11 protein-coding genes are annotated in these 15152 nt (G+C 41.1%); 5 read left to right on the top strand and 6 right to left on the bottom strand.

All coding sequences use genetic code 11. The annotated features are described in order from the left end of the window. Window positions 1-87: 87 nt before the first annotated feature. Window positions 88-390 (bottom strand): hypothetical protein, encoded by a 303-nt coding sequence (locus tag VB775_RS01880; protein WP_176453218.1) that lies wholly within the window; start codon window positions 388-390, stop codon window positions 88-90. Window positions 391-617: 227 nt separating this feature from the next. On the opposite strand from VB775_RS01880, the gene VB775_RS01875 reads away from it, so the two are divergent. Continuing rightward, on the top strand, window positions 618-1475 hold the full coding sequence (locus tag VB775_RS01875) for a fructosamine kinase family protein (protein WP_281009412.1): 858 nt from the start codon (window positions 618-620) through the stop codon (window positions 1473-1475). Between the two features lie 31 nt (window positions 1476-1506). Here the strand turns inward: VB775_RS01875 and VB775_RS01870 are convergent, their stop codons facing one another. Then, on the bottom strand, window positions 1507-2163 hold the full coding sequence (locus tag VB775_RS01870; protein ID WP_281005697.1) for a DUF2834 domain-containing protein: 657 nt from the start codon (window positions 2161-2163) through the stop codon (window positions 1507-1509). Window positions 2164-2531: 368 nt separating this feature from the next. On the opposite strand from VB775_RS01870, the gene grpE reads away from it, so the two are divergent. Continuing rightward, window positions 2532-3164 (top strand): nucleotide exchange factor GrpE, encoded by a 633-nt coding sequence (gene grpE / locus VB775_RS01865; RefSeq protein ID WP_281005696.1) that lies wholly within the window; start codon window positions 2532-2534, stop codon window positions 3162-3164. A gap of 379 nt (window positions 3165-3543) precedes the next feature. Here the strand turns inward: grpE and VB775_RS01860 are convergent, their stop codons facing one another. The 4 genes from VB775_RS01860 to VB775_RS01845 form a co-directional block, all read right to left on the bottom strand. Further along, on the bottom strand, window positions 3544-4413 hold the full coding sequence (locus VB775_RS01860; protein WP_281005695.1) for an aldose epimerase: 870 nt from the start codon (window positions 4411-4413) through the stop codon (window positions 3544-3546). Window positions 4414-4598: 185 nt separating this feature from the next. Then, a complete protein-coding gene (locus tag VB775_RS01855; protein WP_281005694.1) occupies window positions 4599-5003 on the bottom strand; it encodes a thiol-disulfide oxidoreductase DCC family protein in 405 nt (134 codons plus the stop codon). Between the two features lie 95 nt (window positions 5004-5098). Continuing rightward, entirely contained in the window at window positions 5099-9907 is a 4809-nt protein-coding gene (locus VB775_RS01850) for a pentapeptide repeat-containing protein (RefSeq protein WP_281005693.1), read from the bottom strand. A gap of 397 nt (window positions 9908-10304) precedes the next feature. Continuing rightward, window positions 10305-11480, bottom strand: a complete 1176-nt coding sequence (locus VB775_RS01845) for an LL-diaminopimelate aminotransferase (protein ID WP_281009411.1) — start codon at window positions 11478-11480, stop codon at window positions 10305-10307. A gap of 533 nt (window positions 11481-12013) precedes the next feature. Here VB775_RS01845 and VB775_RS01840 point away from each other — a divergent pair. From VB775_RS01840 to VB775_RS01830, 3 genes are all read left to right on the top strand, one after another. Then, window positions 12014-12226, top strand: coding sequence for a hypothetical protein (locus tag VB775_RS01840; RefSeq protein ID WP_281005692.1), 213 nt, complete (start codon window positions 12014-12016; stop codon window positions 12224-12226). Between the two features lie 39 nt (window positions 12227-12265). Further along, complete coding sequence (locus VB775_RS01835) at window positions 12266-12619, top strand: HesB/IscA family protein (RefSeq protein ID WP_190578647.1); 354 nt, start codon at window positions 12266-12268, stop codon at window positions 12617-12619. A 524-nt stretch (window positions 12620-13143) separates the two neighbouring features. Next, window positions 13144-15138 (top strand): FAD-dependent oxidoreductase, encoded by a 1995-nt coding sequence (locus VB775_RS01830; protein WP_281005691.1) that lies wholly within the window; start codon window positions 13144-13146, stop codon window positions 15136-15138. Window positions 15139-15152: the final 14 nt, after the last annotated feature.

Raw genomic sequence — 15152 nt, 5'->3', positions numbered from 1 at the left:
CTTTCAAACAATGATTTTTATAATGACAATTACAAAGAAGAGTGGGCGCTTTGCGCCCACTCTTCTTTGTAGTGAATTGCACTTAACTTAAGCTTTGATCGCAGTTTTGCGGACACCTGATATTTTGGAATTATTTTGTTTGATTTCCTCTTCTGTTAGAGGCACAATATCAATGTGATTAAATAATGTCGTAACGAAGGTGAAGAGTAAAAAAGGGAGAGAAGTTACCACGATCAAACCCACTGCACCAAAGGAATAAATGGGCTTACTCATTAGCGAAAGCGCTGATGCTAAAGCCGCAAAAATCACGCCTAACCAGACAATTACCTGACCCAAAATATCACTGAGGGTGAGGGTACAAACAAAGCGGTATTTACCAATGTCATTCATCATATTTCACCAACTTAGGATAATTTTTAAGGCTGTACTACAATACTAAATTTTTTAGAAGAGCGACGCTTTGCGTCGCTCTTCTAAAAAATTTGGATTTAGGTTTATCGAAATTTACTGTAATCAATTAATAGTGTTAGTTCTCAGTATACGAACCGTCTCTAGATTTTAGGGTTACGTTTTATTGAGAATGATCTCTCAAACTCTACCGAACTGTGGACAAAATTATGTGGGATGAAATTGAGATCGCCATTTCGCAAGCAACGGGAGAGCGCTTTACCAGCGATCGCCGTCAAGCTCAGTCTGGTGGCTGCATCAATCAAGCCAATCGAATATCCGATGGTCAGCGCCAATTTTTTGTAAAGTCTAATACCGCTAACTATTTAGATATGTTTGCTGCTGAAGCGATCGCCCTCAAGCAAATGTATGCTACCCACACAATTCGCGTGCCACGGCCAATTTGTTGGGGGATTGCTAATGATGTGGCTTACTTAGTAATGGAAAATCTTGACTTAGGCGATCGTCAAGATTGGGAAGCAATGGGTCAAAATCTGGCGGCAATGCATCGAGTAACTAGCGATCGCGGATTTGGCTGGGAGCGTGACAATGTGATTGGAGCAACGCCGCAGATTAATAACTGGACTCATAGTTGGCTCGATTTTTGGATTGAATATCGGCTTGCCTTCCAGTTTAATTTGGCTAAACGCAAAGGTTGGCGCAGTAATATTCCCGAAGAAAAAGTTTATAAGGCTCTGTCGCGATTTTTTGAGGATTACCAACCCCAGCCTTCAATGGTGCATGGTGATCTCTGGGGTGGCAATGCGGCCTTCGTCGATGGGGAACCTGTGATTTTTGATCCTGCTTTGTATTTTGGCGATCGCGAAGTTGATTTGGCGATGACTGAGTTATTTGGAGGCTTCCCATCGCAGTTTTATCGAGCCTATCAAGTAGCTTATCCATTGGATTCAGGCTATCAACAGCGCAAGACTCTTTATAATCTCTATCACATTCTCAATCATTTCAATCTCTTTGGCGGCGGCTATGGCTCTCAAGCAAATCGCATGATTGAAAATATTTGCCAGTAAAAAAGGCATGAATTGCCTTTTTATTGGTGTTTTAAGCTGTTAACTCTTGCTCATTTTCAATTAAAGGCGATCGCAAACATAGATAAATTAATGCGCCTATAAGAGGGATAAGTGCAATAAATGAAAAAAAGCGATCATCAGTCATGCCGCGTCTTTCCATGTCATCACTAAGCAACCAAGGGAACATCAGCGACAACATGCAAAAATCTAAACTCATCACATGGATAAATCGACTGGTTTGCCATTGCTGGATAAAATCAGCCCAATTACCATTAGCGAATCCGTAAGCTAAAAAATAAAGGGCGATCGCGCTAATCCCAATACCTGCAAAACGCGAATCTAAAATTTTGACATTCCAATTTTTTTTGCCAATAAATGTCGGATTTGGCTCACGCAGTGCAAAGTAGGGCAACAGGGCAAAGGCTCCTACTAAAAATGAGAGCAACGAAAATAACCAAGTTGGTATTTTCTGCCCCTGTCCATCACTAGCTAACATACAAGCATAAATGCAGGGGAAAACGCCCATCAAATTAAATAGAGCCACAATATAAGCATTTGTACTTTGCCAGTCACCTGCGATCAGCTTTTGGATTAACGTCAATGTGTCAGGGCGATCGGGTGGTGCAAAGAAGAATGCATAAACCCCAAATAAAATCCAAATCAACCAAAATCCAAGTTTATTAGCCATAGAACAGATAGTTATTCAAAGGGGCAAGAAAATGATGATAAGTAGCTAGGCATAAGTAAACTAAAAACCTAGAAAGCTGTCCCGCCCGCTTAGCGGGCGGGACAGCTTCTGGTTTTAGGTTTTAATTATAGTGAGCTACTTAGTACAATAGACAGCATAGATGAGCGATGAGACAAATACTCAACTTCTCATCTAGCTAAAAGATTACGGGGAGGCTTTGCCACCCCATAAACAATAAGTAGTTAGGCATAAGTAAACTAAAAACCTAGAAAGCTGTCCCGCCTGCTAAGCGGGCGGGACAGCTTCTGGTTTTAGGTTTTAATTATGGTGATCTACATAGATTCTTTATTAGTTTATTAAATCAGGATATGAGCGATCGCACTGAAATATTACGTCACCTCATGCAGTTAGTTGGTATATCTAGCTTCCAATTACTTAGCGATCGCACAGGAATGTCACGTCGGGCGATCGATACGCTGCGTAAGGGTAACGCAGCGACATTGAGATATGTGGATTTAGCGAAGTTAGCAGAAGTGTTGCAAATTGAAGTCAACGAACTGATCGCTAAGTTTATTAGTGAGCCAAGTAATTCAGAAGTCTCAATTTCAGCGATCGCGGCTTTGCGCGAAGAATATCAACGCTTGCAGCAAAAATTTGAGCATCAAAAGCAAGAATTGCGATCGCAATTTGAACGAGAAACCATTCATCAATTAGAGTCTCTACTTTTGCAATTGCCATCAGCCGTCTATGCGACTCAAAGTAATCCGAATATGCTAGCCAAAAATATTTTGCCATTGTTGCGCCCTATTGATATGCTCTTAAAAAAGTGGGGAATTACTATGATCGGTTCCGTTGGTGCAGAAGTCCCCTATGATCCACAACAGCATCAATTAATGGAAGGAAGTGCCGAGATTGAAACAGGGTCTATGGCGATCGTGCGATATATTGGTTATCGGCAAGGGGAGAAATTGTTATATAGGGCTAGGGTTTCGCTAAACTAAAGCTGTAGAGCCTTACATACTGGCTCACTATTATTTTCAAAAAAAATGGTGAAATCGCAGTTACAACAATTACCGATAAAACGAACCACAAGAAAAAACTTGAAAGCATTGCAAAACAACGCTTTCAAGTTTTTTCTTGGTTTAGGTTTGATCGCAAAGCGCAGTAAAAACTTAAATTTTTATGACCATTCATTAACGTAACGTGAGTTCGATATAGCCATTTGCGGCGTGCGAAGCACGCCGCAAATGGCAGAAAATGGTAAGAATCGCTTAGCGATTCTTACCATTTTCTGCTTTCGTCGAACTGTCGTTAATCTACAAAGGAGCATTATTTTCAAAATAATGCTCCTTCTGTTCATATCAATAGAACTGCAATTATTTAAAAGAAACTTGCAGTAATACTTACTGTGGCTGTACAGCTAGCATTAGGTTCTAGTATAGTTAAATACTCCTTAGTATTCAAAGAATTGCGAGTAGCACTCCAAGGCTCTAGACAATAGAAGTCTTTGCCCTTAACTGTCCAAAACACCAGATAGGTGTAAAAATCATCGTAATCGATCGCAATTTTAAGTTTGCGATCGCGATCAACTACAGAAGTTGAGCGACTGGAAAGATGTCCAAATACTGAGTCAATCTCTTCTTGATCGAAGTTAAACTTACCATCAAAATCAAAACTCTCCTTAGTGCGATTATCCTCATAGCGTCCAGAAGGAATATTGGCTTTAATCTGATTTTTGTCACCGCAGAGAAAATAGGGATGGAAGCCTGAAGAGAATGGCATCGGTGTAGAAGAGAGATTTTTGTATTCTTGGCGAATCTCTAAGGTATTGCCGCGCAATGTGTAGGTAAAAGCTAAATGAAAATCAAATGGATAGACCGCCTTAGTTTGTTCATTGCTACCTAGCTCAATGGTTACACTTGCTCCACCATCATTACTTTGTGATGTCGCTGTCCAAGGTAACTCACGGGCAAAGCCATGCTGTTTGATTTTGTAGTCAGTTCCATCGACATTGTAAGTGTCACTAGGCAAGTTGCCACAGAGTGGAAATAAAATCGGATTGCCACCTCTAACACTCAAATCAGGATGGGTAAAACGTTCAGTATCAAGGTAGAAAACTTCTTGGTTATTGATCCGCCAACTTGTGACAATGCCACCACGCTCTGGCACAACTTCTATTTGAGAATTTGCGCTCTCATCAGACAAGATATAGGTATGGTATTGCTTTTGCTGAGAAGAAACTGTATACACAAATTTTGCCTTGTAACATTGCAAAAATGATTATATAGCAATGTAAGAGTTAGCTCGGACAAAAATCAAAACCCAAAAGATGAGTGGCGGCGCAAAGCGCCGCCACTCATCTTTTGGGTTTTATGTCCTAAGCTCTCCATCTACATTGCTATATAGCAATGTAGATGGAGAGCTTAGTATTATCGCTACTTTCTCGCGGCACAACCAAATGGATAAGCAGTCTGATAGGTGCGATCGCGTTTTCCAAATAGTTTATAGCGATTGTCTCTAATCTGAATATAGGTCGAATCTCCAAGAGATTTAAGAGGTGCGATCTCTCGATATGCTGATATAAAAGCTTTGCCCATAGGCAATAGTCGTGTAATTTCTTCAGCCGCCTCACTACCTTGCCATCTTTGAGTAGAAACTTGGCGATCGATTAAGATCATCCCCATTTCACAATCTTCAGGTGTGACATTAAAGATTTCTAATGTCTGTGCATCTTGCATGGGGATATAGCAAAACTGATGACCGCGATCGAACTTTTCTAGCAGGCTGACAAAGCTAGCACAGAGATTACAATTACCGTCATAAATCACAACATAGTTCATAAGAGTTAGGGTTCTGCAATTTAAAAGAGAACCGATTTTTTGTGGCGCGGCGAAGCTGTGCCACAAAAAATCGGTTCTCTATTGTTTTTTAGGGCTTATTGAAATTTACAAGGACCTTTCGCTCCATTAGGACAAATTGTTTCCTCATCTGTTTTTGGCAGCTTAGTCCTATCGAAATTAACACGGGTAAGGTTAATTCCATTGAGCTTGGCTCCACTCCAGTTAGCTCCATTAATCTGACTACCTGTTAGATTCGCCCCACTTAAGTCAGTATTGGTCATATCCGTATAGTTAAGCCTCACATTGGTTAAATTAGCTCGTTTGAGACTCGTAAAGCTCAAATTTAAGCCCGACAGATCTTGATTAGCCAAATTACGTCCTTCACGAGGTTGATTGACGATTTGCCATGCAAGTAAAGTCGTTGCACTAAATTTTGTAGCTGTCTCTGTTCCTTGATTACCAATTTTAGAATCTTTCAGGTTAGCCCCTTCCATTCTAGCCCCAACAAAATTAGAGCGCGTCAGGTCGGCTCCTGCTAAATCAACGAGATTCATTTGGGCCTTATTAAATTCTGCCCTGATAATACTAGATCGGATTAATCTCGCTCGACTCAAATTAGCATTGGAAAAGTTCACCCCATCAAGGTTTGCTTCCTGAAAATTCGCACCCACAAGACTTGCATCTTGCATTTTTGCACCCGTAAGAATGGACTTGCTAAAGTCAACGTTATCCAGTTTGACTCCTTTGAAATCGGCATTTGTAAAATCTTTACCACTGGCATCTTTAAATAGTCCCCAACGTAAGCCTAAATCGAACACAGGTCTATTTAGCAAACTATAGAGCAGAAAAACTCCACCGATCGCCCCTAATCCGATCAAAGGAAGTTTGAGATAATTTTGCCATAGTGACTCCAAGCTAACACTAGGCATCGTTAATTTAGTCTTACTAGAAGCGCTTGGCGGCGGCGATGCTACTGGCTGATCATAGCCACCATAAGCATCATAATTGTCTTCAGTAAACCGATTAAAATCGATTTGATCAGGGGTAGCACCCATACGTGCTTGTGTCGAATCACCAAAACTTGCCGATGGTCTACGGCGATCGCGGGGAATTTCTCTCGTCTCACTTATACCCGTTATATCAGATCGCAAAGAGGCTGTTGGATTAGTTCTAATCCTCGAAGGTAGTTGGGTATTCTGAGGACTAATAGTAGTGATGCTGTCGGATAAATCACCGCTATCTAGCAAACCTGACCAATCTGTATTGTCATCATGAATTTCCAATCCAAGATCGTTAAAATCAGGTAATCCAGTTTCTTTTCGCTTTGCCATACCAGAAGAATTTCGCTCTCTCCGTTCTCTGTTTTGTGGGGCTTTCCCGACCGATGATCCTGCACTTGGAGGCGTTGTTATATCACTATAGGAAGTTCCTGTGGATGCTCTTCCTCCAGAAAGCACAGTATCAGCATCTAATAATTCTGACCAGCCTTCATCAATTGAGGAGATCGGTTTACGCTGTCTATGTTGATCTGGTTGAGAGTGAAATCGATCAAAATCATCTTGATTGCTTCGACCCATTCTATTTGGGGGCTGTGGCTGAGAGGTAGCATTAGGACGTGATGGGGGGATTGGCGGTGTACTACCACCTTGAGTGGGATTACGCTTTGGTGGCAATGGGGGTAGAAAAGGTGGTGGTGGTGGGTTGTTGACAGATGGAGAAGTTGGTTCTTGCTTAGTAAGGGGAGGAAGACTTGGAGGAGGTGGAGCAATTTGCGGGGTTGGTGGTGTCAGCCCAGTAGATATTTGGGCAGAGATAAACCCATCGTCAGTGAGTGGGTCAAGACTAGCTAGATCAAAATCATCTAAAAAATCATGATCGCTTGTAGTTAGAGCAAACTTTGATGCTTCTAAATTTAAACTTGGAGAGGTAATAGTAGACGACTCTTCTTTTACTGAAACAAAGTCATTAAAACCCTCTGATTCCGACACAAACCCATTGAGCAAATCATGAGCTAAAGCTTCTTCTTGAAAATTTACTTCTGCATAGTTATCATTGAGTAGATCATTTACCAAAGCTTCTTCAAAGGGATCACTAGCTCCAACTAAGTTGCTTTCCACTCTATCCACAAGATTGATATCAGTCTGGGGAAGACTAGATCCATCGGAGAGTGAATCTTCTTCTACGGGTAAGTCTGATACAGGGCGGTTTGGTGTGAGTGTTGTAGGAATACTGTTAAGACTGAAATCATCAACGGGAAGTTCTGGCAAGCTATCTTCATCAAAAGAAGCTAGATCAAAATCATCATCCAACATACCCCCTAAATTATCATTGGCATTGCTATTGTCTGTAACCAGTGATTGAGAAGTATTTGCATCCCAATTAGATTCTACTGAACTAACGTTAGCTGGTGGGACTATATTATTATCAAAGTTATCAAAATCATTAACAGAGCTATCATCATATTTAGCAAAATTATCATCTAACCCTGAGTCAGGGAATTCTTCCACAGCAAGACTATCGGCATAATTAGCAAAATCAGAATCAGTAATTTGCTCAGCAATAGATTCACTAAGGATGTCCCATTCTGATGATGGAGAGGTATAATTCTCAGATTGTTCAAATTCATTAATTTCTATACCTGTTGAATAGATATCATTGTGAGATGAGGCATCAAGTTCAACAAATTCGTTAGAATTGATAGTCTGCTGCTGATGGAGAGTTTGTTCAGAAGTATCTAGATTACCTGAGATATCATTAAAAACTTCATATGGTTGTGGGAACTCTAAATTAATAGCTTCAGAACTACTGATACTCTCAGGTAATTCATTGCCATTATCAGCTCCATCAGCGATCGCCCAATCATTGTCACCAATATTGTTGCTATTGTTGCTAAAATCAAAGCCTTCATTGAGAGATTGCTCTAGTAAGTTATTATCAACTGCACCTAGCAAATCATCGTTAAAAATTTCTGAAGCTTGATCTGAAGGAGGCAAATAATCTTCTGTTTCAACTAACTCATTGTGCCATGCATCGTTACCACGACTAATTTCAGCTTCTAGGCTCGCACTCCAATCAGTTTCATTGTCAATATCAATTTCGGCTTCTAAGCTTTCACTCCAATCCGCTTCATCAACTAGCCCAGTATCAATGATATTTTCATTTGCTAGCGATGCATCCCAACTTAGATCAGCATTAATATCATTATCTACGTCTACGTCTTCAGAAGTAAGTTCTATACCCCAATCCTCAAGATCACCTGCGTCTTCTAGTTGATTGTTTGGCTGTTCAAACACCTGTTCCAAAGGTGCTTCAATTTGGCGATCAAACTCTGGCTCAATGGATAATGAGTCAGCAAATTCTATACTAGAATCTACAGTTGGCTCAAAGCTAACATAGTCTTCTGATTTAGAAGATTCTAAATTGGGATATTCAAAATCAGCATTTTCTGAGGCTTCAGAAGGAATATTAACTAGCTCAAAATCACCATGTTCTTGTAAGTCAGGCTCATCTACTTGCGGCGATCCACTAGCCCAGTTATCAGATATGCCAAAAGCATTGTCTATAGATGTAGTAGAAGATATTAAGTCACCATCTATGCTAGAAGGAATATCCCATAGAGCATCATCATCGATCTCATTTTTAGGAACCTCTCCCCAATCACTGGTGAATGCATTCTCAACCGATTCATCAAGGTGAGAATGCTCAAGCTCTGAGGAATTACTCGACCAAATTTCATCTTCATTCACATTTGGATTAAAGGAACCTTGATACGGTGAAACAGCAAAGTCATCATCTAATGTGTTGTCAACTTCTACTCCCAGACTGCCAAACTCAAAATCATCCAAAGGTAGATCTTGGGCTAGTGAATTTTGCCATTCATTCTCAAACTGACCTGTGAAATTATCCTGAACTTCAAAGTCATCGACAATCTGATTAAATTGCATTTCTTCAGATTGCATTTCTTCAGATTGCGCTTCTTCAGATTGCACTTCTTCAAATAGATCTAAATCATTAGCTAATAAATTATCTAAACTATCTAGGTCATCCGCGTAATAAGTCTCAGGTAATTGCTCAACAACTAGAGCTATACTTTCAAATTCCTTGTCATTATTCCCCAAAACATCTGAAACTTGAGCTGATGTTTCGGAAGATCTACTGACGGTATCTAGATCAAATCCGCTAGATGGCTGAATAAAATTATCGTCTAATATTCCTGAGATACTATCCCAGTCATTATCACTTAAGTCGAAACTTGAGTCTTTATTATCATCTAGTAGCTCTTCTAGTTCTCTAATTTTACCTTCTGTATTATCGATCTCATTTTGTAACTCATCAATACTCAGAGAGTTTGACGTATCAAAGCCTAAAGAGTCCAAGTCAGAAAAATCAGAGTCACTTAAAAAGTTTAATTCGTCTAAGCCTAAGTCCTCTTCTAAGTTGAGACTATCAGACACTTGTTGAAGAGTAGTCTGAGGTTGACTAATATCTTGGTATGAAGGATTAGCTCTTGCATTATCAGAGTCATCCATCCTTGTTTTGAGATCAGACACAATCAACCAATCAATATTCTCAACTTCGTTGTTAGGAGTAGTACTACCCTGACTATTTGATTTGTTTGATGTATTCCTAGATGTAGGTCGTTCAATTGGGTCATCTAAACCTAGCGATCGCAACCATTCTAAATCTTCCAGATCATTATCAGCATCTTGATCCCTAGACACTTGGGAATGTGAGATTACTGGAGATTGATTTGATCCTGATTTGATGTCTGGAGATCCGCCAATTCGCGTACTAATATCCGATATAATCATCCAATCGACATCAGTAGCATCAGACTGTACTGGTTGCTTATTAGGTTCGTTAGCGCCTTGACTTTTTTGTGGGATATTTTTATTGGAAGCCATGAATCAATCCTCAGCATTATGTTCGGGCTTGCACCGCTAGGCGCTTTTTAAAAGTTTAAATCGCAATTTGATTAGACACATCTAACGTTATTTCAAACCAGAGACTGTCAACACCGTTAATGTGATTTTAACAAACAACGATTTTTATCAGCAAATCTTAATTTAATAGCAATAAGCGTTTTATTTTAGACTCTTGCAAGCTTGAATTATTTCATTGCATACAAAGTTTAAGCTAATCTTAACAAACAAAGCCCATAAAAATGAAGTTGATACTGCAATGGTCACAATTTTCATTATGGAACTAATTTTGCTGTTTCCAACAAAGAAAGGATTTATCTAGGTAAGGAGGGGCGGCACTTCGTGCCGCCCCTCCTTACCTATTTGGCATGATAAATTTTCATGATTGGAAATGTAAAAATTCACCAATTTTTATAGACGCTTCTCTTAAAACTTCAGTTGGATGTACCAGCGCAAACCTGACATAACCTTCGCCTTGTTTACCAAATCCCGATCCAGGAGCTAGTGCAACTCCTGTAGATTTGATTAAGTCTAGACAAAATTCCATTGAACTGTGGACATATCGATCGGGTAGCTTTGCCCATAAATACATTGTTGCAGTGGGATGAGGGACTTCCCAGCCGATCGCTTTAAGGGATTCGAGCATCACATTTCGCCGTTCTTGAAATGTGGCAACTACACGCTCAATTGTTGTGTGATCGCCATTAAGAGCCTTGATAGCACCACGCATGATGCCCTGATATTGATTGAAATCGACGACAGCTTTAATTTGGCGCAGAGCTTTAATTAATTCGCGGTTGCCTACCGCAAAACCAACCCGAAAACCTCCCATGTTATAGGATTTAGACATTGTGAAAAATTCGATGCTGACACTTAGAGCGCGATCAGCTTGTAGCATCGAAGGTGGTGTCGAGCCATCAAATACTAAATCGACATAGGGAAAATCGTGAACTAAAGCCAGATTATGTTTTTGACAAAAGCTGACAGTGGATTGGAAAAACTCTAAAGTTGCTGTGGCCGCAGTGGGATTATGGGGATAGCTCAACACCATCATCTTTGCTTGCGACAACACTGTCTCAGGAATATCAGTAAAGACTGGTAAAAAGTCATTTTCAGCTAGTAGGGGCATCCCATACACTTGACCTCCTGCTAAATGAATGCCGCCATAGTGCGATGGATAACCAGGATCTTGTAGGAGCGCAAAATCATTGGGATTAAGTAAAGCAAGCGGCAAATGGGCTGTTCCTTCCTGTGAACCAATCAAAGGTAATACTTCTGCCTCAGGATCGACTGTTATTCCAAATTTTTTCTGCATCCATGCTGCTACTGTCTCGCGAAAATCTACAGTGCTGCCAAACAGAGAATAACCATGAGTAATGGGATCTTTTAATGCTGTGGCGATCGCTTCTAAAATAAATGCATCAGTTGGCAAGTCAGATGATCCAAGCGATAGGTCAATTATTGACATTCCAGATGCTTTGACCTGACTTTTGGCAATGTCCATATCGGCAAACACATTAGACTGTAGCGGCTGAAGGCGATCGGCAAATTGCATAAAACTTAGCAAATATTGAGTAAATGGGATGGGCAGCACCTAGCACTGCCTATCCCATTTTTACCCAAACTAGCGTTATTTGTAAGGTATAGCTGTCTTCACTTACATTGACTAGTAGCAGCGCAAGAGATAGATAGGACAAAGCAAAACCAAAAATATGAGTGGCGGCGCGAAGCGCCGCCACTCATATTTTTGGTTTTATGTCCTAAGCAAAACTTACATTGCTATAGCAGCGCTTTGCGCTGCCACTAGTTTTCTGGATAGTTATAAAAAGCGGTTTGAAGATGCGCCCCGAAGGGGCGTACCATCACAACTCATTTATGGTTTGCGATAACGGTTTGCGATAACTTTGAAGATGCGAACTCATTCATGGTTTGCGATAACTTTGAAGATGCGCCCCTTCGGGGCGTATCCTCACAACTCATTTATGGTTTGCGATAACCTTGAATATGCGCCCCTTCGGGGCGTATCCTCACAACTCATTCATGGTTGCTATAACATAGAGTAAGTTGTTGAATTATCAAAGAAAACTCATGGTTTGCTGTAAAACAAAATCCAACCTTGCTAAGGCTGTAAAACTACATCGTAATTTTCATTTCAAAACTGGACTACTTCTAGATCAGGGAGTGCGTCTATTTGGTGTTCATAAATGCTTTCTAACTAAGCCGTTTTATAAAGCCGCCAAAGTGGTTGGCTACACCAATGTCTCTCTAGCTAGTATTGCACTTGTGTTACTTGAAGACTAATATTGCTCTTAGCACGATTTACCCACAGGAAAATTTCACATGATTACATTGACCGATGCTGCGATCGCACGCGTAAGAAATCTTCAAACCCAACGTGCCACTTCTGCACCTTTACGTTTAGGTATTAAACAAGGTGGCTGTTCTGGTTTGTCCTATCTAATGGACTTTGTTGACCAACTCGAAGCTGATGACAATCAATACGAGTATAACGGCGTAAAAATTGTGATCAATAATAGTAACTTGCCTCAATTGCAAGGTTTAGAACTTGACTATACAGAAGATTTATTAGGTGGTGGTTTCCGATTCCGTAATCCTAATGCTAGTAAATCTTGTAGTTGTGGAACTTCTTTTGCTACTCCTAAAGAACTTGGCGCACCAGTAGCTTGTAGCTAATAAATAACTAGGCAGAAGTAACCTAAAAACCTAGAAAGGTAACCCGCCCGCGTAGCAGGCGGGACACCTTTCTAGGTTTTAATTATGGTGATCTACTTAACTGAACGTCAGTTCGTCGAAAGCGAAAAATGGTAAGAATCGCTAAGCGATTCTTACCATTTTTCGCCATTTGCGTCGTGCAAAGCACGCCGCAAATGGCTATATCGAACTCACGTTAAATTACTAGCAATTCTCATTATTAAAGATCGGTTTTTTGAAAGCCTGCCAACGGCGGGTTTTCAAAAAACCGATTTTGTTGTTTTCAGCGCCTTCGGTGCTGGAAACAACAAAATCGATTTCACAAATTTCATAATGAGAATTACAGGTGGCTATGGCTATAAATTGCGAACTTTTTTATTCAGCCAATTCGCATACACTAAAATATGTCTAATCACTGACACTATAAGTTAATCTTAAGATTGTGTGATGTGAGTAAACTTGCTTGTCTTCCAAACAGGCAAATCTTCAGTTAGTAATAGCAAGTTATGAGCGATCAAGAAGATCAACAATACAAACCAGAAAACATTAGCGATCGCGTCGAAGATGTTGAAGATCTAAAGCCTAAGCCATCTTTTCGCCCTAAATTGCGATACATCTTAGGGTTGTTGTTTATGGGTGTGGTACTTAGCGGCGCAACAGCAAGAACTTGGCAGATTTTTAATAAGCCGAAGTCTATTGAACCGATCGCCCAAAATACTAATAATCCAATTCCATTATTTGATCGCAATGGCTATCCATTACTAAATCCGCCAGCACCAGAGGATGCCGAAGTATGGGAATGCGAAGTAGCTGTTGTGGGAGGTTCATTAGGTGGTGTTGCGGCGGCTTATCATTCAATGAAAACTGGGGCAACAACTTGCCTGATCGAGCTTACTCCGATGCTGGGTGGTCAGGTTAGTTCGCAGGGTGTTAGCGCGATCGATGAATCGTTACTAATGCGTTATCATCAGCAATTTCCCCTCAGTTGGACGCATTTTAAAAATGTTATTGCCAGCCAGCCCGCTTTGCCAGAGAAATATTCTTACCTGAAACCAGAGGCGGTGGTGGCGGACACCAATAGCTGTTGGGTGGGCAATCTTTGCTTTACCCCCTATGCAGGAGAACTTGCATCCGAAGAATTTTTGCGAGAGTCGCAGCGCTCAGCCCCTAAGAGTCGATGGATTACTCAGACTGCCTTTAAGGGCGCGAGTTTTAATGAAAAAGGCGATCGCATTACCGCTATCCATGCTGTACAGAGAATTCCTCGCGATCCTAACTATCTTTCTCAAGGGCGCTTATCTCGTGAAATCATAAGCTGGTTTAACTGGAACTCTGATGAAACCTTTGTTAAGAAGCCCATCCGTTTGCAGCCTCCTATAGGTAAGCAGATGATCGTGATTGATTCCACCGATACTGCTGAATTGATCGCTTGGGCAAATATTCCCCACCGTTTAGGTGCTGAAGGTTTTGATACTACGGGTGAATTACATGCGGTAGCCGACAATCCTGAATGCACACAAGCTTTTACTTTTCCCTTTGTTCTGAAAATTGCCGATGATGAAGGGCGATCGCTCAAAGAACTTCGCAAAGTTCAACCAGGTTATTCCCGTGAAGAGCATCGCAGAGACTATGACTTGGGTAGATTCCCCATGTTTGAAGGCAATAGCGTATTCAACTATCGTCGTATTGTCAGTATGAATCGGGATGATCCTTTTAAGGCAATTCCTGCTAAAGGCGATATGACGGTAATTAACTGGAACCGTGGTAATGATTGGGGGATAATGAATCCTCCTCTAATCTTGACTGACAAGCAAATTCGAGATTCGGGACAACAGCAAAACTGGTTGGGGGGATTGAATACGTCAGCCCTCAAGGATGGGGAAAACCACGCTCTGTTATTTGCGGAATGGCTCATGGAAAATTATGCATCCGCAGAATTTCCTCTACGGTTAATGTCTGGAGTTGATAGCCCGATGCCCACAGAATCAGGGTTGAGCATGTATCCATATATCCGTGAAGGTCGGAGAATTTTGGGAAGATCAGCCTATGGTCAGTCTGAGTTTTTGATGCGTGAGCAAGATATTCGTAATGATATGGAAGGTGGGCGCAATTTTAATCCTACTTCGATTGGGTTGACCCACTATGCGATCGATATGCATGGCTGTCGCTATCGCAATTGGGAACCATCGAAAGCTCCCAGTTCTGCTCCTGCGAATGAGGATAAAGTCCGTCCAATTATCATGCCGTTTGAGAGTTTAATTCCTCAGCGTATTGATAATTTGCTGATGGGTGGTAAGGCGATCGCAGTTAGTCATATTGTTAATGGCGCAACGCGCATCCATGTGGGTGAATGGTCGGCAGGAGCCGCAGCAGGAGCCACTGCTGCTTGGATTGTATTGCAGGATGATCCCTCATTAACTCCACAGGCTATTCTCGATCGCGGTAGGATTGGCGATTTACAGACGCTTTTGCGATCGCAAGGACTGGTTTTGGAATGGTAGACACCAAAAAGCAC

The sequence above is a fragment of the Pseudanabaena sp. CCNP1317 genome (assembly GCF_034931345.1).
Lineage (GTDB): Bacteria > Cyanobacteriota > Cyanobacteriia > Pseudanabaenales > Pseudanabaenaceae > Pseudanabaena > Pseudanabaena galeata.
The sequence above is the reverse complement of the archived record's forward strand: the minus strand, read 5'-3'. Positions and strand labels throughout refer to the sequence as shown.